Consider the following 22,079-nt stretch of genomic DNA (forward strand, 5'->3'; position numbering starts at 1 on the left):
GGCCATGCCGGCACGGTCGCCGAGCTCCTCGGCGATGGTCAGGGAGTCGGTGTAGCGACGCTCCGCCTCGCCATACTCACCCCGGGCATGGGCGAGGATGCCGAGATGGTGGTAGCTGACGGCCATGCCGGCACGGTCGCCGAGCTCCTCGGCGATGGTCAGGGAGTCGGTGTAGCGACGCTCCGCCTCGCCATACTCACCCCGGGCATGGGCGAGCATGCCGAGCTGGTGGTAGCTGGCGGCCATGCCGGCACGGTTGCCGAGCTCCTCCTTGATGGTCAGGGAGTCGGTGTAGCGACGCTCCGCCTCGCCATACTCACCCCGATTCTGGGCGAGGATGCCGAGATGGTGGTAGCTGGCGGCCATGCGCGCGCGGTCGCCGAGCTCCTCGAGAATGGTCAGGGAGTCGGTGTAGCGACGCTCCGCCTCGCCATACTCACCCCGATCGTGGGCGAGCATGCCGAGCTGGTGGTAGCTGACGGCCATGCCGGCACGGTCGCCGAGCTCCTCGAGAATGGTCAGGGAGTCGGTGTAGCGACGCTCCGCCTCGCCATACTCACCCCGGGCATGGGCGAGCATGCCGAGGTGGTGGTGCCACCCCGCTCGTTGGTCCGCGCTGTGTGCCAGCGTGTCGAGGGTGTGGTGGCTAATCGTCGATTCGTGGTCCCAGGCGCCGATGACGTGGAGCCGCTCAACGATGCTTTGGCTGATTTGTTCGGCATCCTTCAGGAGGTGGGCTGCGATGAGGTGGTGGCGCGCTTCGAGAGCGTCGTGCAGGTCCTCGTCGAGGTCTTGAGGCCAGACCTGGATGCGCCACTGCCAGTAGTGTGCGGCGTTGCGGTGCGCTTGGCGCAGTTGGTCCTCGTTGTCGTTGTCTCGCCAGCGGCGTTCAAGTTCCGAGGCGGTCCAGCGATGCACGAACACCGTGGCCTCGTCTATGTCGACGGTCAGCAGGCTGGTCGCTGCCAGGTCTTCGATCAGTGCCCTCAGGTCGTGCGCGGTCGACCGTGGTGGCCGAGGCGGTGTCCTCAGCTCGTCGAGGTCGGGTTGAATCTGCGCGAGGATCCCGGAGGGCAGCTGGCCGCTGGTGAAGGTCTCGACGGGAACGTGGTGTTGTTCGAGGACGGCGAGGATGCGTTGTTTCGCGCCGCTGATGTCCGGCTGGTAGGCGGCGGTGTCGTCGAATTCGCCGATCTGGAACAGCAGCGCGGCCGACCCGACCGGTTCCCGGTACACGGAGGCGCCCAGTAGCAGCTCACGAGCCCCGGGGCGCCCGTCGAGGGTCTGTAGGAGTTCGTCGAGCAGGACATCGTCGGCGATCAGGGTCAAGGTCTGGGCGAGCGCGGCGTCGAGGGTGTCGGCGGTCAGAGCGGCGTGGGCGTCGGGCTGGGCTTTGATCGCGGTGGTGAGGCGTTGGGTGACGTCGTGGTAGCGGGCGTGCCCGTGGTTGAGGAGAGCATCGAGATATTCGAGGCTGCGGGGATGCCCGCCGACCAGCCGCCACACCTGGTCGATTTCGGCGTCGCTGAGCCGGTCCAGTGCCGGTAGCGACCAGATCAGCTTGAACGTCTCGGCCATCGACATCGGCCCCACCAGCGAGAACCGCAGACTGTGCTGCGCATCGCCGGGCAGAGTGAACGGATAACGCGAGGTGATCAGCAGCCGGCTCCCGCCCGGATCCGATGCCCACAGGGCCAGCAGCTCGGCAAGAGTGCCCTCGCTGACCCGGCGGTCGGTGAGGTTGTCTTCGAAGTTGTCGAGCACCACCAGCACCGGCACGACACCGAGGACCTGCTCGCGCAACACGGTGAATCGGTCACGCCACGACTCGTCGAGCCGTGAGCAGTAGTTGACAGCGCGCAACAGTTGTTCGTGACCGCCCTCCACCGCGAGGTGGCGGCGCAGGGCACCCGTCACCTCGGTAAGCACGCTATCCACTGATAATTCGCCCTGGCAGACGGCGTACACCGGGAACCGCAGGTGCCCGACCAGCTCGGCCGCCAACGTGGTCTTGCCGACGCCACCAATGCCGTGCAGGACAACGCCGCTGACCTCGCCTCCGGTCAATGCCGCAGGCAGTGCCCGTTGCTCACGGCGCCGTCCGACGAATTCACCGTCACCACGCCCCAGCAACCCGGCCACAGACGTGCGACCCCGCACCGGCACCGGCTCACGGACTGCCGGATCGAACACCACCGTCGATCCTGCCCCGGCCAGGACGGTGACGATGCTCCACTCGTCCAGCCCGGCCAGCCGGCTCTCCCGCGGATGCGTGGACGAGGCGAGCTGCAACTGCACGACCCGGCGAGCGTCGGCGACCGCCGCGACCACGTCGGGGACCGCGGACTGGGCCAGCTCCTGGTAGACGCGCGCGAACAACGCGGTGGCGTACCAGTCGGTCACCGAGGTTTCGGTCCCGATCACCACGCTCGCACCGTGCTCGACCAGGCTCGCCGCCAACGACGGCGCGCCTTCCTCGCCAGGCACGTCGCTGTAGCAGGCTGCCAAGCACACCACCGGCGGCATCGTCCCCGGAGGGATCGCTTCGGCCACCAGCTCCGCCGCGGTCACCGCCCGGGCAGAGCCGTCCTTATCCTCGAGGTCCAGCTTCCCGGGGCCGCCGTGACACGACAGGTGCAGCACGTGGGCGGGGGCTTCGTCCAGCGCGGCCCGGATCGCCGCGGTCGTCGCGAAGGGCACCACACGCACGTCCGCGTCGCCCGCGCGAGCGCCGCGGACCGCGGCTACCACATTGCGCAGCTCCCGTTCATAGTCCAGTAGCGGGCCGCCGCCACGCTCCGGCGCGGAGATCGCGACCAGGATCCGCAACGGCCCCGGCACGGTCCGCACTTTCGGTGCCGTCACCCGGCGGAACACCGTGACCAGCGGGCACAGCGCCAACGGACGCGACGTCAGCGGGTCCGGGATCGCCTCCCACGGCAGTTGCGTCCAGCCTGGTGCGTCGATGCCGATCCGCACCGGCAAGTGCTGCGCGGTGGCCCGCCGCAGCACCTTCTCCAGCGCGTCCGCGACGGGCCCGGGCAGGAACGACTCCGCCAGCATCTGGCCGGCGCGGCGCAGGGACACCTCACCCACCGACTCGGTCCGTTCGGCGTCCGGGGCGATCGTGCGGCCGGGGGCGCCGGCGCGTGCCCGGGCCCGGCGTGCATCGCTCAATGCGGCCACCAGTGCCGGACTGACCCCGCGGTGTGGCGCCGTCACGTCGGTGGCCGGGCCGGACAGCCGCACGTCCGTGTCGGTCACCGACAGGACCAGATCCACCGCTGCGCCCAGATCCGGCGCACCCTCGACCGTCACCTCGATGACGCCGGCGAGCAGGTTCTGCAGATCCTCGGTGCGGGCCACCCACACCGAATGCTCCAGCCAGCCATCAGCCGAGTTGTACCGGGCCGACACCACCCCGACCACCCGATCGTCACCGGCGATCCGCCGGACCGGAGCGCCGCTCATCCCCTTCATCACGTCTTTCGCCGACAACCGCCCGAGCGGCACCTGCCGGTCCCGCGTCGTCCCACCCGCCCACACGCCCGGCGCGTCGAGATAGTGCACCTCGTGACCAGGATCGTCCACTTCGGAGACTCCAGTGACGACGATCGGATCGGTGAGCGGCACCCAGTCGGTCGCGAACCACCCCGCCACCGACCCGGACAACGACGTTTCGGCTCGCAGCACCGCCAGATCGTGCAACGGATCAAACCGCACTACCTGCGCCGTCATCGCTTGCGTGGCCCCGTTGAGGGCATCCACGTCGACCGCGTCACCATCGCCGGTGCAGCCGAGATCGTCGAGCACGTGCCAGGCCGTGACCAGAACGCCCGGGGCAACCTGGAAACACGTCCCGGCCGGCGCGCCCTCGGCCGTCAGCACCCGGCCCAGATAAGCGGGAATACGCGGATCCGTCGGCATGGCGCTACTCCGCTGGCTTGGGCTCGTATGTCAGCTTCACCTTCAACGTCGCGTCCACCGACCCGCCCGCGACGATCACGTTGCCCTTCGCCGAAAAACCCAAACCGAATTCGACCTCCAGCTTGTCCGGACGCGCCGCCTCCGCAGCGAGCTTCCCCAGCACCTCGACCGCCGATGCCGCCGCGCCCACGATCACCTCGTGCGCCCGACCGAACGCATCCACCGCCTTCGCACCCGCATCACCCAGCCTCGACGTCGGCTCGGACCCGGCCACCGGCACCGTCGCCACCAGCACCTCAACCCCGCCAAACCGCATCGGCACAATCTGACCAGCCACCGCAATTCCCTCCTTCAGACCACGTCACACAGTCGCACCCCACACCAACTCCGTTACTCACGGTGCCTAACGGGATCAGACTGCAAGATAAGCCTCGCAGCTCACCTGTAATGGCTTCGTCATCCGTTGCGACCTCACGTGGAGCACGGCGGCCGCCATGACCGCGCTTGCAGGTACCCCGAAGGTGGGCCGTAGATGATCATCCTCGTCGAGAAGGAAAAGCCTGGTCCCGAAGACATCAGACGACTCCGGCTTGCTCTTGTCGGATTCCGAGATGCCAAGTCTCGTCATCACGAGGCGAGGGCCGTCCGCGACGTCGACCACGCTTACACCACAGTAGTCGAGGCCGCCATGTGGGTGATTGCGATCAACGATCAACTCGTGACGCTTTACAGCCAGTCATACCAGAGCGCTCGGGACCGAGACCCCTACGGTGCTGTAATTCGAGGCGTGCGTTGGGCACGCAACCGACACGCCCACCAACTACCAGTCACCGTCGACGAAGACCAAACACCGTTCTTCGGTGGCGGAAAAGGAATCTTCAGTCTGTCCGTCGGGATGCGCTGGCGAAAGGTAAGCGAGCTGCCGCCGCCGGACCCGAAGCACATCGACGAGACAGGGGAAAACATGTACCGGACCCACTTGGAAGGTCAGAACACAGGCAAGACTCTCGACCGATGCGACCGGTGGTTTTCCGAGCTGGAGAGCTCTCCGACCTGCCTTCTGTAGTGCTCGACCGGTATAGACGATAAAGCCGGCTTCCATTTAACGACGGATTAGATGCGCTGAACTGCAGGGACAGAGGGTCGCCTGCACAGACGAACTAAGCAGTTTTGATCAAGCCCATCCGGTCGGCCATGCCGCGCACCTCACGAGCTACGCCTTCGCGTCGAGCGCGTGCAAGCATCGTGGAGATGATCTCCCGGACGAAGGGATTCGTTCGGGTTCGGATGTGTCCCAGTTTTTCGGCCTTAACCAGCAGAGCCAACACCTCCTCGTCAGGGCGGCGGATGCCGTAGAGCGCGCGAGCGTGCTCGATGAGGAACGTGGTGCGGCGCGAGTCGATGGTGAGCTCGGCCGGGTCGACGGTCGCGGCTAGCCGGGCAGCCTCGGCGTGGTCGCCGCGTTCGAGGGCCGATGAGATGCGCCAGAGCACGACGTTGGCCGGGCTGAAAAGCAGGAAGTTCCGGTTGCCGTACTCGACGTGCTCGGCCAGGCCGGCGGCTTCGTCGAGCGCCGCGGTCGCGTCGCCGCCCAGGACGGATTCGGTGTAGCCGGTGGTGAGGGTGAGTGCGCCGCGGACGTCGTAGGCGTCGGCCGGCACGTAGTCCAGGGCGCGTTCGGCGAGCTTGGAGGCTCGCTTGTGCGCGCCGAGGCCGGACAGGGCCTGCGTGCGTGCGAACTCGGCGAGGGCGATCCAGCCGGGTTCGCCGAGCCGCTGCGCCGCCTCGTGGCCGCGGTCGGCGGCGATCCAGGCCAGCTCGAACGCGCCGAGCCCCTTCGTGAGCAGCGCCGTGGTGTGGGTAGCGGTGACGAGCGAGCGGAGTGCGTCCGGCTTGTCGACATGGGTGTGCAGCGCTAGCAACAGCTCGGGGAGCCGAGCGCCGACCTCAGCGTCTTGGTTCGCCTGCCGCAGGGCTGCGACCAGCTGCGTCTCGGACAGCAGCTGGGCAAGGTCGCCGATCGGCGGCTCGGTGCCGTCGAGGTCGGTGCTCAGCAGGGCGTCGCGAATCGCGGGGATGGCGGAGTCGGCCTGCGGGTCGCGGATCTCCAGCCCGTCGCCGGTGATGTCGGAGAGGCTGACGCGGAGCGCGCCGGCGATCGCGACCAGGGTTGAGCGCTTGTCGATCGCCGTGCGTTCGTTCTCGATCTTGGACAAGTAGCCCTTCGACAGGCCGGACAGGCCGGCGAGCTGTTCGAGGGACAGGCCACGCCAACGGCGAAGCCGGCGGATCGTGATGCCGATCGAGTCCATGCGCCTCAGGGTACAGACTTGGGTTTCCCAGCAGGAAACGTTTGTGACCTGCACCTTTGTACGGTCACTAACTATGCGTGATCGACGACGTACGCGACAGAGCACCGAGGGTGCCGACCAGCTCGGCGGTCCGGCACACGTCGAGGTCGAGGTACGGGATGACGATCGGATCGCGCTGACCAGCTCGACGCCCCCGGGCGAACCAATCCTGTTCACCGCCGAGGCGGCCGCGCAACTTCGGAACCAGCTGGGTGACGCCCTGACTGTCTCGCTGCGCGACGCTCGCACAGCTCGGGGGTGCAAGGCGCCATGACCGCGGAGCACTTCGACGACCGACCGACGTTCTGGTGTGGTGCGTCGCTGTTCAACTCAGGTGGTCAGCGGCTCAACGAGATCGACCTTGATACCTGCCGGCATCCGCAGAAGCACGCGGACATGACCGATGCCGACTGGGAGCAGGCTGCCGCCGCGGTCCGGGCGTTCGACGTCGAGCGGGGGCTTCGATGACCGCCTTGGACGTCGGCCCGATGATGGGCGCCAGCTCGCACCTGGACTTTTGGGAGTGGCACGAGTTCACCGGGGGCGACGGGTGGGCTCACCTGTACCTGCACTCGCAGATGGCCAACCCGCGGCTCATCATGCTGTTGCCCTGGTGCCTGACCGACGTCCGCTTCCCGCTGGAACACGACCGCCCCAGCATCAGCCGCCGCCGGGTGATCCCCAGGCCGGGCCGGATCTGCCCCGTCTGCGCAGCCCAGAACGAGCACCGGCGGATCGGAGTGCCACATGCACGCTCGTGACCGCGAGCTGCTCGCCGCGCTCTCGAAGGTCAACTCCAAGATCGGAAGCGTGACGGTCGAGCTGCTGACCCTCCAGCCGAACGACGCAGCCTATGCCGCGGAGTTGCGCACCCTCGGCCGCCAACTCGTCCACATCGGCGTTGCCCTCACCCGCCGCGCCGGCGAACTCGACGGCACCGAACTCGATCCATCTGCCCTGCTCAACGCCCCCGACACAGAAACCCACGACCGAACGGAGCGGTCTGAACCGTGACCGAAACTGCACTCCGACCAGCCGTCATCGCCCTGGCCGGCGGCCTGCGCGAAGCCCGCAACGAACGCGGCATCGGCCTGCGTCGACTCGCCGACATGATCGGCATCTACCCCGCCGTACTGTCCAGCTTCGAACTCGGCCACCGCACGCCACAGGACACGATCGTGGCCCACATCCTCGGGGTCCTGCGAGCACCACAACACGTGCGCGAACACCTCATCGACCTGGCCCGCCGGTCCCACGACCCCGACCTGATCGACCGCACCGGACGCGCCGAGAACTATCTGCGCACCGCCTTCGAACAGCGATCCACCCGCGTGACCGAGTGGTCACCGACCCTCATCCCCGACGTCCTGCAGACCTCCGAGTACGCCTGCGCCTTGCGGGACACCGGCCTGCTGGACGCCGAGGACGCCGATGTGGGCTGTCTTCTCCGCACCGCACGTCAGGTCGCCTTGTCCGACGAGCCGGGCCCGCCGCACACCTTCCTGATCGGCGAGGTCGCCACGCGTCCCGACGCTTGCACCGCCGATGTCCTCCGCGATCAGCTCGACCAGTTGCGCACCTGGGCGAGAAAGCCGCGGATCGGCGTGCGGATCGTCCCCGCCGCCGACTGCCCGCCCGGCCTGGTCGAACCGTTCACCCTCTACGAACGCCGCACCGGCGCCCTCGCCGTCGCACTGCGCCACCACCACGGCGCCGTCTACTCCACCCACCAAGCCGCCTTGACCACCTACGAGAACGCCGCCCGAGCACTACGACGCCACGCCACGGAGAACGCGTGGCCCTAAGCCCCGGTCGGCGCGTCCTGTCCTCCCTCCAGGCGGCGCGCCGGCTGGGCCTCACCGCCCCGATTCGCCGAGCACACGTTCCTGCCGAAGCTCTAGCCTGGCCAAGGCACCCCGATAGAGGAGTCTGATGACATCGACGAAGGCTTTCACGACGGAGCGGACACAAGCTGTCTTCGAGGCAGCGTGCGCCTTCGCCGAGCTGGACGCGACCGGCGCGAAACGAGTCCGGTTCGGGGAGAACGCCATCTACCGCCTGGCCGATGGCTCAGCCGTGGTGCGCGTCGGCCGCTCCATCCCGGCCGCCACGAAGGAAGTGCTCGTCGCTGGGTGGCTTGCCGAGAACCGGTTCCCCGCCGCAACGGTGCTCGACGGCAACGAACAGCCCTTCGTCGAGGACGGCCTACCCGTCACCTTCTGGAGCTGCCTGGAAGAGGACGACACGCCGATCACTCCGGCCGAGTTCGGGAAGCTGCTTCACGACCTCCACGCGCTCCCCCATCCGAAGGACTTCCGCCTGCCGGCGTTCTCCCCGATGCCGAAGGTTGAACCGCGGCTGCAAGCCCTGAAGGGCAAGCTCCCCGAGGCTGACCTCGATTTCCTGCGCGAGCGGTACGAGGAACTCTCCGAGAAGTTCCAAGCCCTTGAGTTCCCGCTTCCCGCCGGCCCCGTGCACGGCGACGCGCACCCCGGGAACATCATGCGCTCCCCCGACGGGACGCTGAACCTGATCGACTTCGAGGACTTCGCGTACGGCCCGCGCGAGTGGGACGCGGCCGTGCTCTCGGTACGCCACCAGGCGTTCGGCTGGGCCACCGAAGCCGAGTACGACTCGTACACCGAGGCGTACGGGTTCGATCCGATCAGCTGGGAGGGGTTCCCCGTGGTCAGGGCTACCCGCGAGCTGAACATGACCATGTGGCTCTCGCAGACCGTCGACGAGTCCGCCGAGGTCAAAGCCGAGGTCGAGAAGCGGATCAGCGACCTACGCGACGACCAGGCGCCCCGACACTGGAAGGTTTTCTGACGGCAGGTGGATGTTGGCGAAGTCGATGAACTCCTTCACCAACGGGTCGCTGGCATGTCCGCCCAGGCGTCCGCGGAAGTCGTCGAGGTACGAGATCACCCGGAACGACTTCAGCTTCGCCGCGGTCTCGACGACCGACCTGGCCACGTCCAACGCCTCTTCGAGGTTCCCGCCTTGCAGGTGGGATGTGGCCAGCACGGTCCGGCAGAACGAGAGGCTCCGCACGTAGGTCGACTCCGAGGCTGCGATCGACGCGGCCGCGTGGTGGTTCGCCAACTCGGCGTTCCCGATGTCGCGGAAGCAGTGCGCGAACTCGGCGTGTAGCTCGGCTTCGTCGAAGTAGTGGATCCACTCGGGGTCGTTCTCCCGGATGCCCTGGCAGTGCCACCGTTCAGCCGTGAGCAGCGCGGCTGTGACGTCCTCTGCCCTGCCGAGCGACGCAAGCGCCCTCGCTTCCATCGCGTGGAACAGTGCCATCGTGGTCGGAGTGGCGTAGCCGTTCGCACCCTTGTACGCCGCTCGCGCCAGGTCGACCGCTCGCTGGAAATGCCCGAGGAAGTTCGCCTGGTGCGACATGCCCGCGAGGATTCGGCCGCACAGCGCCTTGTCGCCGGCCGCCTTCGCCAAACGGAACGCCTGCGTGAGGTACCGCTGCGCGAGTCCGTGCGCACCCGTGTCGTAGGCCGTCCAACCGGCGAGCCGCGTCAGGGCAGCGACCTCCCGGAAGTACTCCCGGCCTACTGGGTCTTGCGGGGACACGTGCTTGATGTTCGGCAAGATCTCCTGGTCGAGGAACGAGGCGACGAGCGACTTCGGCCGGCCCCCGCCGTACTTGTAGTCGAAGCTGCTGAACATCGCGGTTGCCTCGCGAACCGCCTCGACGTCCACAAGGGTGATCGAGCGTGGCTCGGATGGCGGCCGCGATCCTTCGTCGTCGGAGTCGGTCAGCCACCGCACGAGTAGGCCGCTCCATGCCTCCGGTACGACGGCCAGTGGACCGACCCGCTTTGGCGTCCGCAGCTCGAGTTCGGTGATCGCGCCCAGCGCGACCAGGCTGTGTGCGATCTCCTCCGGGTACTCCAGACCGACGTCGTCCGAGGTGGTCTCGGCCGCTCCGCCAAAGCCGATCTCTTCCAGGCCGACAGGCCGGCCGAGCAGCTCGCCGAGAACGCCGGCGATCAGCTGGCAGGTGCGCGGGTGCGGCTTCGTGCCGTCGAGCCAGCGCTTGACCGACACGTGGTCCGCGCTGACCAGCTCGCCGCCGTCTCTCTGGCTGCGTTCGCGCACCCGGCGGGCGAAGCCCTTGTTAGTCGCCCCCGCCTGTCGCATAACCGCAGCTAGAAGTGCATTCGGCTGCTTCCCCTTGTCGACCACCGGTACCTCCGAAGGTCATTAAGCACCCCCCGTGCACCCCCCACGTGCAGAAATGCACCCCCGCGTGCACACTGCTGCACCCCCGCCCCCGCGCGGTTTCCTGAATTCATCAGCGACAACGCCGGATCGAAAACCCCGATCCGGACCGGCCTCCAGGCCGTCGCAGAACGAAAGGAGACCGTGATGGCGAAGAACAACTTCCCGGTTATGAAGAGCGGGGGCGGCCTGGTCGGCAAGGCGATCGGCCTGGTCATCGGACTCGCGGTCGTCGTGCTGATCGTCAAGTACCCGGCCGACTCGGCGAACTGGGCCAGCGGAGCCGCACACGGCATCGGCGCGGTGATCGACGGCGTCGTGCAGTTCCTCCGCGCCCTGTTCGGCTAGTTCTCCCCCAGCTTCCGCTCGATCTCGCCGAGACGCTTCCTGATCTCGGCAATGGCCTGCCACACCCGCTCGTCCCCTGAGGCCTCAGGGCGAGTCGCGGAGTCACCTTCGGCCGGCTGGGTACGAACGAACGAGCCCTTGCCGTGCCGGATCACCACCAGGCCCTCTTCCCTGAGGTGAGCAACGGCGCTCTTGGCCGTGTTCACCGCCACCCCCCAGGAATCGGCCAGTTCCTGGTAGGTCGGCAGCTGCGCCCCGGGGGCGTACTCCCCCGACAGGATCGCGGCCCGGAGACCGCCGGCTACTTGCAAGAACGGCGCACGCGGGTCGTCCGGGTTCAGGGATGCCATACCACCAGCGTAGGCCAAGTCAGTTGGCTAAGTCAGTTCTTCCATGTCAGTTGACAGAGTTAATAGACAGGACTTACGTTGAGTGCCGGCCGCCACCGGCCGCTCCCGAGCGGGAGACCTACAAGTCGTTGGAGTTCACACCAATGGATGACCTCATCCCTTTGCTCAGCTACGCGCCGGACGGACTGACCGAGTCGGACATCGACGCGATGATCGCCGAGTACTTCGTGACGGCTCACGACCAGGAAGCGGCGAGCACCAGCCTGGCCCCGAGCACGGATCGGGCCGCCACGCGTCGACACGTCCGGCGCATCAGCCGCCAGAACGTCAGCTCGGCCCTCCGGGGCCGGTCGGACAGCCCCGGCGCGGCCGCTTGAAGCCGCCCCGGCCCGGCGCACGGAACCGCCAAGAACCACCCGCCGGACCGGGCTTCTCCCAACCACTTCCAAGCCAGTCAGGAGAACACCCATGGTAGGGCTCGACACGCCTACGAACACCCGAAGCGCGTACCCGCCTTCGGTCACCGACCTGCTGCCCCGTGTCCGCGAGTTCGCCGCGGACCTGGGCGAGTGCCCCTCCCGGAACCGGATCATGACCGAGTTCAAGGTGGGTGCGCCGAAAGCCCGCGCCATCCTCGCCGCGCTGAACGAGGAGGCCGACACCAAGCCCGTGCGGAAGCTGCACGCGGTGACGGAACCCGCCGAAGTAGAGGAACCGGATCAGGAGTCCGAGACCTCGGACGAACCGGCCTCGGATAACTCAGAGCCGCAGGTCAACGTCACCGCAGACCCGGGTGCGACGCCGGAGAAGGTGCAGCGGATCAAGCTGTGGCCGGTGCTCCTCCTGGCCCTGCCGGCGTTCGTCGCCGTCTGGAGCGGCTGGGTCGGTCTCGGCAGGCTGACCGGGTTCGGCCCGATCCAGCTCCTGCCGGGAATCTGGGACCACCTGACGATCAATTCGGCGATCACACTCCCCATCGGGGTCGAGACCTACGCGGCATTCGCCCTGCGGGTCTGGCTGTCCCCGGCGACCCGGACCCACCGAGTCCGCAGCTTCGCGAAGTGGTCCGCCCTGGGCTCGCTCGTCCTCGGGATGGTCGGCCAGGTCGCCTATCACCTGATGTCCGCGGCGGACGTCGAACGCGCTCCCTGGCCGGTGACCACGCTCGTCTCCTGCCTGCCGGTGGTCGTCCTCGGCTGCGGCGCTGCCCTCGCACACCTCGTACGCGACACCACCGACCAGGAGGTGAACGACTGATGAGCACCACCAACGAACCGCACGGCGGCCGCGTGATCGCGTTCCCCAGCACGACGCCCGTCGAGGCCGACCCGTTCGTCATCGACGCCGAGCCTGGCGACGAAACCGCGGAGCAGTCGCCGGCTGTTCCGGTGGACCGCCCGGTCACGGACGGCTCGTCGTGGCTGGACCGCCTCCGCTCACAGCATCGCCAGGCGATCATCCCCAGCTACCTCAAGTCGACGGCCGACGCGAAGGACGCCGCGAAGTGGGTGGGGAAGCACTACGCGCACAAGGCCGGCTACCACGCGGCCCGGTCACCGCTCTACGCGCTTCGGCTCGCGGTGCGCTCCCCCCGTGGCCTTCTCCTCCTACTGGCGGCAACCGGCCGATACGTGACCGACGCCGAGGGGCGTCCGGCCCGCTCGGAGACGGCCACGGCCGACAAGGCCGACCTCTACCTGAAGCTGTCGCAGCAGCGAGACCGGCGAGTCGTCCTCCGCCTGATCCAGCTCGGTCTCGTGTCGACGGTCGGCCTGGTCCTGGTGTTCACGCTGCCCAACGTCCTGCCGGAGTGGGTGATCTGGGCCTGCGGCGCCATCGCGGTAGGACTGCTCGGAAAGCTCGGGTCCACCCGGGACAACCCGGTGGTGTCCTCTCGCGCCGTCCTGTCCACGCAGGTCCAGAAGCTCACGAGTGACAACGTCGTTCAGGCGCTGTCGGTGCTCGGCATCGCGGGCATCAACCAGGCCCTCACCAAGAACCCGAACGCAATCGGGTTCACGGCGCCGATCACCCGCGACGGCCCCGGCTGGCGCGCCGACGTCGACCTTCCGCCGGGCGTCACGGTGTCCGAAGTGGTCGAGCGGCGCGCGAAGCTCGCGTCTGGCCTTGGCCGTCCCCTCGGCTGCGTCTGGCCGGAGGGCAACGCCGAGGTTCACCCCGGGCGGATGGTCCTGTGGGTCGGCGATCAGGACCTGTCCAAGTCGCGACAGGCAACTTGGCCGCTGCGGAAGCCCGGCACCGTGGACCTGTTCAAACCGCAACCGTTCGGCACCGACCAGCGCGGCCGGTGGGTCGACATCACGCTGATGTTCATCTCGATGGTCATCGGCGCGATCCCGCGGATGGGCAAGACGTTCACGCTGCGAGAGCTGCTGCTGATCGCCGCGCTGGACCCGAGGGCCGAGCTGCACTCGTTCGACCTCAAGGGAACCGGCGACCTCTCGCCGCTGGCGCCGGTGTCGCACCGGTACCGCGCCGGCGACGAGCCGGAAGACATCGCGTACGCCGTCGCCGATCTGCGGGCGCTCGCCGACGAGCTGCGGCGGCGCGCGAAGGTGATCCGGGAACTGCCGAAGGACCTGTGCCCGGAGAACAAAGTCACGCCGGAACTGGCCGACAAGAAGTCCCTCGGCCTGCACCCGATCGTGATCGGCGTCGACGAGTGCCAGAAGTGGTTCGAGCACCCGCAGTACGGCGCGGAGATCGAGGAGGTCTGCACCGACCTCGTGAAGCGCGGCCCGGCGCTGGGCATCGTGATCATCCTGGCGACGCAGCGGCCGGACGCGAAGAGCATCCCGACAGCGATCAGCGACAACGCGGTGATGCGGTTCTGCCTCAAGGTCACCGGCCAGCAGGCCAACGACATGGTGCTCGGCACCTCGTCGTACCGCAACGGCATCCGGGCCACGACGTTGTCCTTTCGGGACAAGGGCATCGGTTACCTGGCCGGCGAGGGCGACGAGCCGCGCATCACCCGCGGCGTGTACATCGACGGCCCGGACGCCGAGAGGATCGCCGCTCGCGCACGAACCGCGCGGCTGGCGGCCGGACGGCTGACCGGCTACGCCGCCGGCCTCGACCTCACGCCCGAGGAGGACGAGGACACGAGCACCTTGCTCGCCGACGTGCTGACTGCGATCGGCGACGCCGAGAAGGCGTGGTCGGAACGCATCGTCGACCGGCTCGCCGAGCTGCGGCCGGCGGTCTACGGCCCGTGGGCCGAACTGCCCACCGGGGCGGCGAAGGCAACCCAGCTCTCCACCGCGTTGAAGCCGCTCGGGATCACCACCAAGCAGGTGTGGGGCAACGACGTCGACACCGGCAAGGGCGCCAACCGGATGGGCGTCAAGCGCGAATGGATCGCCGACGCACTGACCGAGCGTGATCGGAACCGCAAGAGCGGATAGCTCCCGCAGGGCTCTAGGTCTAGAGCCTCGTCCCTCTAGACCTAGAGCCCTCCCTAGACCACCACAACACAGCTGATCAGCGCCCTAGCACCTAGAGGCGCGGGCCGAGTGCGGCCAAAAAAGCCCCGGAGGCTCCGTTGAACCCCCTCAGCAACCCGACCATCCTGCTCCTACTCCTTCTCGCGATCGTCACCCTCGGCTACGCCTGGTCGTGCGCGGTCTACCCGTACAAGCCGTGCCGCTCCTGCCGGGGCTTTGGCGCTTTCCGCTCGCCATTGCTCCGCGCGATCCGGCTCTGCCGCCGGTGCAACGGCACCGGCCGCACGCTCCGCGCCGGCCGCCGCGCCTACAACTCCTGCCTCCGCGCCTGCCGGTCGTACCGCGATCTTCGCGACCGCGACCGCCGCGACAACAGCCGCTGACGCGCAGCCCAAATCGAAAGGCCACCCCCATGAAGACCACATTGCTCGACCCCGAGCGTCAGTTCCTGGGCTGCGTGATGCAGGTCCGGCTGACCGGGGCCCGGCGACTGCTCGCAGGCATGCGCGCCGACGACTTCGGCTCGCCGATCGCCGCCCGCGTCCTCCAGCTGGTCATCGAGCTGACCGGCGCGGGCCACGCACCGACACCGATGGCCGTGATGGACCACGCCCGCGAGCGGACAGCGACCGAACCGCGGTCCGGCGGCGCGCACCGCCTGCACAGCCTCGGCCTCTGGATCGTCGAGACCTACACCGACGGCCCGATCCTGCCGCCGCCGTACTACGGCGCCTGGCTCAAGGCCGTCGTGCTGAAGAACGCCTACCGCCGCGCCGTCCGGGAGCACGCGGCCCGCCTGGTGCAAGCCGTCGAAGACGACTCGCCGACGGACGTCCTCCGCCACCAGCTCGACGACACCGAGCGGCTCGATGACCTGTGGCGGCGCTACTGCGAGGCCGGAGGCGACGACGAACCGACCGCACGCCTGGAGGTGGCCGCGTGATGTCCGGATTCGACGACACCTTGTCCGTGATCGACTTCGTGATCTCCAACGAGCCGGCACCGAACTGCCAGCAGTGCGGCCGGCCGCGCGGTGACTCGCCGTCCGGCGACTTCTGCTCGGAGAACTGCCAGCGTGTCTGGCGTGGCCGCCACATCGCGGCCACGCCCGCCGACGACTGCGGCGCCCAGCCGAGCGAGCTGCCGAAGGCCGCGCCGGTCAACCCGCTGACGTGGCTCGGGCCGGCCCCGACCGGGGCCTTCGCGAAGCCGGGTCACGAGGTTCTCGACACAGTCGTGACGTTCGTGTCGCGGTTCTCCGCATTCGCCAACGAACACGCGGCGCCGACGCTGGCGCTCTGGTACGCCCACACCCACGTAGCAGAACGGCTCTATGTCACGCCCAGGCTGATCCTCGACTCGGCGGAGCCGAGCAGCGGCAAGACGCGCGTGCTAGAAGTCGCGCAGTACCTCGTGGCAAAGCCGGAGATGACCATCAGCATCACGCCGGCCGCGATCTTCCGCATGCTCGCTGACGGGCCGATGACGCTGCTGTTCGACGAGATCGACGCGGTGTTCAACCCGAAGACGGGCGGGAACAACGAGGACCTCCGTGCGCTGCTGAACGCGGGCTACAAGCGGTCGGCGACGGTGACGCGGTGCGTCGGCGACGCCAAGAGTATGAACGTCACGCGGTTCCCGGTGTACGCGCCGGTCGCGCTCGCCGGGATCGCTGGCGGAATGCCGGACACGATCACCACCCGGGCGATCACCGTGCACATGCGCAAACGCCGATTCGATGAAGCCGTCGAGGAGTTCATCGAAGAGGACGTCGAACGCGAGTCGGCGCCCGTGCGCGCCGAGCTGGCGGAGTGGGTCGGCCGCGTCGGCGACGAGGTGAGCCGCGCGCGGCCGGAACGCCCGGACGGCGTGCGCGATCGGGCTGCGGAGATCTGGCGGCCGCTGCTGGCGATCGCGGACGCGGCCGGTGGGCACTGGCCGGACACCGCTCGTCGGGCGTGCCGTCATTTCGTGCTCGAAGCAACCGCGCAACCGGCCTCGATCGGCGTGCGGCTGCTGGCCGACGTCCGGCAGATCTTCGCCTCGGAGAACACCGACCGCATGGTCACCGCCGAGCTGATCCGCGAACTGCACGCCATCGAAGACGGACCGTGGACCGACGTGCAGGGCAAGCCGCTCGACAGCCGCCGCCTGGCGAAGGAACTCGACCGGTACCTGGTCCGGCCCAAGGACCTGAAGGTCAGCGGCAAGACCCTCAAGGGCTACCGCATCGACGGCGACGGCGGGCTGGCCGACGCCTGGAGCCGCTACCTGCCGCCGCTCGAAACGGGCGCGACCTCCGCGACCAGCGCAACCCCGCAGGTCGGAGCCCGATCAGACGCCGCGGAGTCGTCGGCCGGTGCCGCGACCTCCGCAACTGGGGTCGCGGACGGTCGCGGCACCCAACAGCCGCTCGCACCCGAGCTGACCAGCCCGGTCGCGGAGGTCGCGGACGTCGCGCCCACCAAGCCGGACCACGACAACGAGGGGGATCGATGAACGCCGTACCCATGCCGGTCGCAGTGCCTGAACGGCACCTCTACCGGATCACCGAAGCGATGCGCCTGCTGTCGATGAGCCGCTCGGTCATCTACGAGCAGCTTCGCTCGGGGCGTCTGCGCTCGGTCAAGCAGGGACGCGCCCGCCTTGTGCCGGCCGTCGCCATCCAGCAGTACGTCGAGTTGCTGATGAAGGAAGCGGAGGTCAGCTATGGCGAGTCGGCGTAGCCGCGGAGACGGCGGCCTGTACTGGTCCGAGGACCGACAGCGCTGGATCGCGGAATGACGATCGGTTACCGGCCGAACGGGAAGCGCATCACGCGCAAGGCCAGCGGCAAGACGAAGACGGAGGCGAAGGCTGCCCTCGACCGGCTCGTCGAGCGCAAGAAGGAGGGCACCGCCGCTGCGGTCCGCGGGCTCACGGTCGAGAAGGCGGTTCGAGACTGGCTGCGGCACGGCCTCAACGGTCGCACCGCCGCGACCGTTGAGAAGCTGACGATCCTGGCCGAGACGCACATCGTCCCCTCGCTTGGTGCGCGTCTGCTGCTGGACCCGAAGCAGTCGAAGGAACTGACCGCTGATGATGTCGACGCCTGGCTGGAGGAGAAGGCAGAGGTTCTGGCGACGCGCACGCTTCAGGACCTTCGTTCGATCCTCCGGCGCGCGATCAACCGCGCGGCGAAGCGGACCAAGGGCATCCGAAACGTGGTCCTGCTGTGTGACGAGCTGCCGGTTGGCCGCGACGGACGGCCGTCGAAGTCGCTGACCTTCGCGCAGGCGGTAGCGGTGCTCGCCGCCGCGGAGGCGGAGGACTCCACGTACGGCGACTACACGGTGGTTTCGCTGCTGACCGGCGCGCGGACCGAGGAGGCGCGCCCGCTGGCGTGGCCGGAGGTCGACGTAATCGGGAAGCTGGAGGCGGAGCCGCCGATTCCTCCGCACGTCAACGTGTGGCGGTCGGTACGGGCGGGTGGGGACACGAAGACCAAGAAGTCACGGCGTTCGCTCGCGCTTCCCGGTCGGGCGGTCGACGCGCTGGAGCGCCAGAAGCTCCGTCAGAAGCGTCAACGCGACTCGGCCGGCGACCGGTGGCAAGAACTCGGGATCGTGTTCGCGTCGGACGTCGGGACACAGCTCGACGCGGCCAACGTCCGGCGCGGCTTCCGGCGAATCCTGAAGCTCGCTGGCCTCGAACCGAAGGACTGGACGCCGCGCGAGTTGCGCCACAGCTTTGTGTCGCTGCTCTCCGACAGCGGGCTCACCATCGAGGAGATCTCGCGACTGGTTGGACACTCGGACACGAAAGTGACCGAGTCGGTCTACCGACACCAACTGCGACCGGTGATCCAGGATGGCGCGAAAGCGATGGACGCGATCTTCCCGGATTCGGCGGCTTAGTCGCCACTAGGTGTTGAAGTGCCGGTTCGCGAACCGCGAGCCGGCACTTCAACTTCTGCACTAAGCAAGGTGACACGCCGTGCTGGAAGCCGCCTTTAGTCCTCGCTATCCGCCCAGATGCTGCGACGGCCGGTGTAGTACTTGTCGAGCATGTCCAGGAACTCCTCCCCGTCCTGCCTGTCTTCCGACGTGCAGTAGGGCAGAAGTTTGTTTATCGGCTCGCTAAATCTCTGCTGGACCGCCTGCTTGGTGAGCTTGAAGGCGTTGGCGATCTCCGACCAGGACGCCCCTTCGACCCTTGCCTGGGCGACTAGGAAGGCGTACTCCAGCGCAAGCGAACGTTCGAGCCATCGCAAGGCCCGGATCACGTTCAGCGGGTCCCGAGTGTCCTCGCCCTCAACGATCACGTCATCCAGAAGCCGGTTGACGGCGAGGCGAAGCTGAAACCCCGCATCGCTCACCGCGCCTTCCGGCCAGTACTCCTCGTCGTCTGGCGAGACGTAGGTCCATCGCCGATCCACCTGGTCAATTGTAATTGACGTTTCGTGGGGGTCCGTGTGCTTCGCTTAGCACCCGACGGCAGCCGCCGCTCAAAAGGCGACGGCCCCCGCGTCACCGGGAGCCGTCTCGTCCATGTTCAGCAGGTAGCAGAAGAGGACAGGTATGACCCTAGAGCAACACGCTCGTGATGCGAAGGATGATCACGAACGTGACCAACCACGGGACCAGCACGAGCCGTTGATCTCGGTCCGCGCGCTGGTGATCTTCATCGTCGCCGCGATCGTCGGGTTCCTCGGTGGCCTGGCCGCGGGCATCCCAGCTGGGCTCGCGAGCGCGACGAGTGCCGGGGCAGGGTGGGGAGTCGCTGTCGGTTTCGTCGTGGGCTTGGCCGCCGCTGTCGTGGCCGGACTGAGTGCCGCAGCGGGCCTCCATGCACTGGTCGGTAAGCGTTCGTGACCGGTCTCGATTCCAGCCGCGGGGGCCGCCCAAGGTGCCTCGACGGGCCTTGCCGAGTCTTTGATGTAGCGCCGAGTCGGTCAACGGCGACTCACCGTGCGTGACGAAGTGGAAGCCAACGCTGCCACGCCTGCCCGAGCTGGACTGGACGTCGGCGCGCGGCGCGCTCGTGCTCAGCGGGGCCGCGCTGCTAACCGCGATGACGGTGCTGTTCGGGTGGGTGGACTGGCTGGCGCTAGGCCGGTGGGCGCGTCCGCACGTTGTTCCGCTGGCTCTGCTCGCTGTTGCTGTGGCGGGGCTGGCCGCCGCTGGGTGGCGGCTGCGCGGGCAGCGGGCGCCGCGGACCCGGGCTTCGGGGATGAGCTGGTGGGTCGTCGTCACCGCCACGATCGCGGTGGTCGTCGTGGCATGGGTCGCTACCAACTGGCTGCTTGACGAGGCCGGCAAGGCGACCAGCGCGGACACAAAGGCGGCAGCAAAGGTCGACGCGATCAAGACCGGGCTCGGCATCGGCGCCGGCACCACGGGCATCTTCGCGCTCCTGCTGGCCGTGCGGCGGCAGTGGCACAGCGAGAGCGACGCGACAGAAAAGAATGTCACCGAGCTGTACACCAAGGCCGCCGACCAGCTCGGCTCAACTGAGGCGCCTGTGCGCCTGGCCGGCCTCTACGCTCTCGAACGGCTCGCCCACAACAATCCCGGACAGCGACAGAGCATCGTCAACGTCATCTGCGCCTACCTGCGCATGCCCTATACGCCGCCAAGCCCCGCACCGGCGACCGACGATGCGGAACAACAGGAGCGGACCCAGGAACGTGAAGTCCGGCTTGCCGGCCAGCGCATAGTCGCTGACCACTTGGACCCGCAGAACCGGCGGAAGTTCTGGGACGACATCGACCTCGACCTGACCAACGCCCGCCTCATCGACTTCACCCTGATGAACTGCCGAGTACGGAACGGCCGTTTTAGTGGCGCAACCTTCGTCGAGGGAGCCTCGTTCGTCGACGCGACCTTCACCGGCGAAGCCTCGTTCAACAACGCGACCTTCAGCTGCTTCACTTCGTTCGACTACGCGACCTTCACCGACGAAGCGTCATTCGACAACGTCACCTTCACCGAGACCGCCTGGTTCGGCGGCGCGACCTTCACCAGCTCTGCCTCGTTCGACGACGCGACCTTCACCGACCACGTCGCATTCAGGGGTGTGACTTTCACCGAGACTGCCTGGTTCGATGGCGCGACCTTCATCAGCTTTGCCTCATTCGACCGCGCGATCTTCACCGCCGAGGCCTCGTTTAGCAACGCGATCTTCGTCCACAACGCCTGGTTCGGCGGCGTGACTTTCGTCGACGAGGCTTCGTTCGGCGGCGCGACCTTCACCGGCAAAGCTGTATTCAGGAGCGCGACCTTCACCGGCAAAGCCACGTTCAAGAACACAACCTTCACCGCCGAAGCCTCGTTCAAGGACACAACCTTCACAGGCGAAGCCTCGTTCAAGAACACACTCTTCACCGGCGTTCCGCAGACGATAGATCGGCAACTCGCCGCGAGGACTTCATTCACCGATGTCATCCTCACCTGCTGCTCGTCAGACGGTAAGACCGTTGCAGGCATCATCGTGGACGAGCGCGGGGCTCAGGTCACTGCCGACGAGACCGCCGCCACGGGATGACAGTCACCCGCTTAGTCACCCAGGTCACGCAAAAGCCCGGTCCGCTAGACGCGAACCGGGCTTTGACCTGCGTGGGCCTACCAGGACTTGAACCTGGGACCTCTTCGTTATCAGCGAAGCGCTCTAACCGCCTGAGCTATAGGCCCTTGAACGAGGAGAACTTTACAGGACCCCCGGAGGGGCCCTGCAACCGGGTTACTCTCGCTCCGACAGCGTGACTTCCAGGCCTCCGGCGAGGTCCGCCGACACGTTGTAGATGAACGCGCTCACCGTGGCCAGTGCCGAGACCAGCACGATGTTGATCGCGCCCAGGATGGCTGCGATGCCGAACACGCGGCCCGCGCTGATCAGGGGTTCCGAGGACGCGTTGGCGCCCTCGCCGCCCACCAGGGACGAGTACGTTCCGTTCAGCTTGTCCCAGACGCCCATTCCGTCGAGCACCGTGTACAGGACGCCGACCGCCACCAGCCAGACGAAGAACATCGCCACGCCCAGTACCAGGGACAGCTTCAGCACCGACCACGGGTCGAACCGCTTCACCTGCAGCGAGGCCCGGCGGGGACCGCGGCCTGGCCTGCGCAGCGCGCTCGGGCGCGCTCGCTGGGCCGAGGCCGAGGGAACCTCGGGCGAACCCGAGGGTGGGGTGTCGCCGAACAGCTTGGGGGCCGCGCTGCCCGTCACCACCGGTCGCTGGTCCGGGGAGACCGGTTGGGTCTCCCCGGCCGGGAGTGCGTCCTCCGTGGCCAGCTTGACCGTCGCTTCGGAGTCGCCGTCCTTGCCGACCCGCTGCCAGGGCGGGCTCGCCGGAGTCCCGTTCGAACCCGCTGCCTCGGGATTCTCGGATGGTGTCACGAAGAGTCAGTCCTTACCCG

The 22,079-nt window shown here is 67.9% G+C and carries 24 protein-coding genes and 1 tRNA gene; 17 read left to right on the forward strand and 8 right to left on the reverse strand.

The features are described from left to right. Both ACWEVP_RS05975 and ACWEVP_RS05980 read right to left on the reverse strand, forming a co-directional pair. Positions 1 to 3,927: tetratricopeptide repeat protein (locus ACWEVP_RS05975; RefSeq protein WP_452061509.1), on the reverse strand; the 3,927-nt coding region annotated here is incomplete at its 3' end. A 4-nt stretch (positions 3,928 to 3,931) separates the two neighbouring features. Then, entirely contained in the window at positions 3,932 to 4,264 is a 333-nt protein-coding gene (locus ACWEVP_RS05980; protein WP_452061510.1) for a CU044_2847 family protein, read from the reverse strand. A 195-nt stretch (positions 4,265 to 4,459) separates the two neighbouring features. On the opposite strand from ACWEVP_RS05980, the gene ACWEVP_RS05985 reads away from it, so the two are divergent. Further along, positions 4,460 to 4,993, forward strand: a complete 534-nt coding sequence (locus ACWEVP_RS05985; protein WP_452061511.1) for a hypothetical protein — start codon at positions 4,460 to 4,462, stop codon at positions 4,991 to 4,993. A gap of 94 nt (positions 4,994 to 5,087) precedes the next feature. Here the strand turns inward: ACWEVP_RS05985 and ACWEVP_RS05990 are convergent, their stop codons facing one another. Then, on the reverse strand, positions 5,088 to 6,239 hold the full coding sequence (locus ACWEVP_RS05990) for a helix-turn-helix domain-containing protein (RefSeq protein WP_452061512.1): 1,152 nt from the start codon (positions 6,237 to 6,239) through the stop codon (positions 5,088 to 5,090). 309 nt (positions 6,240 to 6,548) lie between these two features. On the opposite strand from ACWEVP_RS05990, the gene ACWEVP_RS05995 reads away from it, so the two are divergent. From ACWEVP_RS05995 to ACWEVP_RS06015, 5 genes are all read left to right on the forward strand, one after another. Next, positions 6,549 to 6,746: a hypothetical protein gene (locus ACWEVP_RS05995; protein WP_452061513.1), complete on the forward strand. Its 198-nt coding sequence runs from the start codon at positions 6,549 to 6,551 to the stop codon at positions 6,744 to 6,746. Continuing rightward, positions 6,743 to 7,039, forward strand: coding sequence for a hypothetical protein (locus tag ACWEVP_RS06000; RefSeq protein ID WP_452061514.1), 297 nt, complete (start codon positions 6,743 to 6,745; stop codon positions 7,037 to 7,039). Before ACWEVP_RS05995 ends, ACWEVP_RS06000 begins: the two co-directional genes overlap by 4 nt. Beyond that, positions 7,026 to 7,292: a hypothetical protein gene (locus ACWEVP_RS06005; protein WP_452061515.1), complete on the forward strand. Its 267-nt coding sequence runs from the start codon at positions 7,026 to 7,028 to the stop codon at positions 7,290 to 7,292. The genes ACWEVP_RS06000 and ACWEVP_RS06005 overlap by 14 nt, the downstream gene beginning before the upstream one ends. Beyond that, the gene (locus ACWEVP_RS06010; RefSeq protein WP_452061516.1) at positions 7,289 to 8,083 is read left to right on the forward strand and encodes a helix-turn-helix domain-containing protein; all 795 of its coding nucleotides are present in this window, start codon (positions 7,289 to 7,291) and stop codon (positions 8,081 to 8,083) included. The genes ACWEVP_RS06005 and ACWEVP_RS06010 overlap by 4 nt, the downstream gene beginning before the upstream one ends. A gap of 127 nt (positions 8,084 to 8,210) precedes the next feature. Then, on the forward strand, positions 8,211 to 9,107 hold the full coding sequence (locus ACWEVP_RS06015) for a phosphotransferase enzyme family protein (RefSeq protein WP_452061517.1): 897 nt from the start codon (positions 8,211 to 8,213) through the stop codon (positions 9,105 to 9,107). Here ACWEVP_RS06015 and ACWEVP_RS06020 read toward each other — a convergent pair. Continuing rightward, on the reverse strand, positions 9,066 to 10,481 hold the full coding sequence (locus tag ACWEVP_RS06020; protein WP_452061518.1) for a hypothetical protein: 1,416 nt from the start codon (positions 10,479 to 10,481) through the stop codon (positions 9,066 to 9,068). The genes ACWEVP_RS06015 and ACWEVP_RS06020 overlap by 42 nt on opposite strands. Positions 10,482 to 10,664: 183 nt before the next feature. Between ACWEVP_RS06020 and ACWEVP_RS06025 the strand changes: the two genes are divergently transcribed. Further along, complete coding sequence (locus ACWEVP_RS06025) at positions 10,665 to 10,865, forward strand: hypothetical protein (RefSeq protein ID WP_452061519.1); 201 nt, start codon at positions 10,665 to 10,667, stop codon at positions 10,863 to 10,865. Here ACWEVP_RS06025 and ACWEVP_RS06030 read toward each other — a convergent pair. Next, positions 10,862 to 11,215, reverse strand: coding sequence for a GntR family transcriptional regulator (locus ACWEVP_RS06030; RefSeq protein WP_452061520.1), 354 nt, complete (start codon positions 11,213 to 11,215; stop codon positions 10,862 to 10,864). The two genes, ACWEVP_RS06025 and ACWEVP_RS06030, sit on opposite strands and share 4 nt — an antisense overlap. A 143-nt stretch (positions 11,216 to 11,358) precedes the next feature. Between ACWEVP_RS06030 and ACWEVP_RS06035 the strand changes: the two genes are divergently transcribed. From ACWEVP_RS06035 to ACWEVP_RS06070, 8 genes are all read left to right on the forward strand, one after another. Beyond that, positions 11,359 to 11,592, forward strand: coding sequence for a hypothetical protein (locus ACWEVP_RS06035; protein ID WP_452061521.1), 234 nt, complete (start codon positions 11,359 to 11,361; stop codon positions 11,590 to 11,592). Between the two features lie 91 nt (positions 11,593 to 11,683). Next, entirely contained in the window at positions 11,684 to 12,472 is a 789-nt protein-coding gene (locus tag ACWEVP_RS06040; protein WP_452061522.1) for an ABC transporter permease, read from the forward strand. After that, entirely contained in the window at positions 12,472 to 14,643 is a 2,172-nt protein-coding gene (locus tag ACWEVP_RS06045; RefSeq protein ID WP_452061523.1) for a cell division protein FtsK, read from the forward strand. The genes ACWEVP_RS06040 and ACWEVP_RS06045 overlap by 1 nt, the downstream gene beginning before the upstream one ends. A gap of 137 nt (positions 14,644 to 14,780) precedes the next feature. Further along, positions 14,781 to 15,065, forward strand: coding sequence for a hypothetical protein (locus ACWEVP_RS06050; RefSeq protein WP_452061524.1), 285 nt, complete (start codon positions 14,781 to 14,783; stop codon positions 15,063 to 15,065). Between the two features lie 29 nt (positions 15,066 to 15,094). Then, positions 15,095 to 15,625 carry a hypothetical protein gene (locus ACWEVP_RS06055; RefSeq protein ID WP_354908773.1) on the forward strand — a complete coding sequence of 177 codons (531 nt, stop codon included), beginning with the start codon at positions 15,095 to 15,097 and terminating at the stop codon, positions 15,623 to 15,625. Continuing rightward, a complete protein-coding gene (locus tag ACWEVP_RS06060; protein WP_452061525.1) occupies positions 15,625 to 17,181 on the forward strand; it encodes a DUF3631 domain-containing protein in 1,557 nt (518 codons plus the stop codon). Before ACWEVP_RS06055 ends, ACWEVP_RS06060 begins: the two co-directional genes overlap by 1 nt. Beyond that, positions 17,178 to 17,408, forward strand: a complete 231-nt coding sequence (locus ACWEVP_RS06065; RefSeq protein ID WP_247059664.1) for a helix-turn-helix domain-containing protein — start codon at positions 17,178 to 17,180, stop codon at positions 17,406 to 17,408. The genes ACWEVP_RS06060 and ACWEVP_RS06065 overlap by 4 nt, the downstream gene beginning before the upstream one ends. 54 nt (positions 17,409 to 17,462) lie before the next feature. After that, positions 17,463 to 18,578, forward strand: a complete 1,116-nt coding sequence (locus ACWEVP_RS06070; protein WP_452061526.1) for a site-specific integrase — start codon at positions 17,463 to 17,465, stop codon at positions 18,576 to 18,578. Positions 18,579 to 18,673: 95 nt separating this feature from the next. Here the strand turns inward: ACWEVP_RS06070 and ACWEVP_RS06075 are convergent, their stop codons facing one another. Beyond that, positions 18,674 to 19,099, reverse strand: coding sequence for a hypothetical protein (locus ACWEVP_RS06075; RefSeq protein ID WP_452061527.1), 426 nt, complete (start codon positions 19,097 to 19,099; stop codon positions 18,674 to 18,676). A gap of 142 nt (positions 19,100 to 19,241) precedes the next feature. On the opposite strand from ACWEVP_RS06075, the gene ACWEVP_RS06080 reads away from it, so the two are divergent. Then, positions 19,242 to 19,535, forward strand: coding sequence for a hypothetical protein (locus tag ACWEVP_RS06080; protein WP_452061528.1), 294 nt, complete (start codon positions 19,242 to 19,244; stop codon positions 19,533 to 19,535). A 100-nt stretch (positions 19,536 to 19,635) separates the two neighbouring features. Continuing rightward, a complete protein-coding gene (locus tag ACWEVP_RS06085) occupies positions 19,636 to 21,207 on the forward strand; it encodes a pentapeptide repeat-containing protein (protein ID WP_452061529.1) in 1,572 nt (523 codons plus the stop codon). A gap of 72 nt (positions 21,208 to 21,279) precedes the next feature. On the opposite strand, the gene ACWEVP_RS06090 is transcribed toward ACWEVP_RS06085, so the two are convergent. Then, a tRNA-Ile gene (locus ACWEVP_RS06090) sits at positions 21,280 to 21,353 on the reverse strand. A gap of 49 nt (positions 21,354 to 21,402) precedes the next feature. Then, positions 21,403 to 22,059: a DUF3566 domain-containing protein gene (locus tag ACWEVP_RS06095; protein WP_452061530.1), complete on the reverse strand. Its 657-nt coding sequence runs from the start codon at positions 22,057 to 22,059 to the stop codon at positions 21,403 to 21,405. Positions 22,060 to 22,079 lie beyond the last annotated feature (20 nt).

This window comes from Amycolatopsis sp. NPDC003865 (assembly GCF_053605345.1).